Source organism: Verminephrobacter aporrectodeae subsp. tuberculatae At4, assembly GCF_000193225.1.
GTDB classification, from domain to species: Bacteria; Pseudomonadota; Gammaproteobacteria; order Burkholderiales; family Burkholderiaceae_C; genus Acidovorax; species Acidovorax aporrectodeae.
On record NZ_AFAL01000621.1, the window covers coordinates 1 to 409 of the forward strand.

General features: G+C 64.5%; 1 protein-coding gene. It reads right to left on the reverse strand.

Annotated elements, in window-relative coordinates; translation table 11 throughout:
• Positions 1–409 (reverse strand): SwmB domain-containing protein (locus VTU_RS28445; RefSeq protein ID WP_265597347.1); only part of this gene is annotated, 409 nt, incomplete at both ends.

A 409-nucleotide genomic window follows, 5' to 3' on the forward strand; every position in this document is an offset into this window, starting at 1 on the left:
TGTACGTGAGCACCAGTTGGTTGCCGGTGACCGTGGCGGTGTTGATCTCCGGGGCCGTGGTGTCGGCTGCTGGCGTGTTGTTGAGCACCGCGGTGGCCGCAAAGCTGGCCGCGTCTTGGCCGTAAATGTCCTGTATTGCGTAGGTGTCGTCGTAGGCCTGTCTGGGGTCGTTGTAGGCGACGGTCACTGACTGGCCCTGGGTGACAGCGGTGGCCAGCGTCAGCGTCACGGTCTTGGCCTCGGCATTCACGACGACGTCGCGGACGGCCCGGGCGGTGCCAGCGACGAGCACCGTAAAAGCCCCCGTGGCCGGCTTGTTGGTCGCGTCCAGGTTGCTGGCGTCAATGAAACTGAGCACCAGTTGGTCGCCGTTGACCCTGGGGCGTTGCGTCTCGTCAGTGGTGATCAA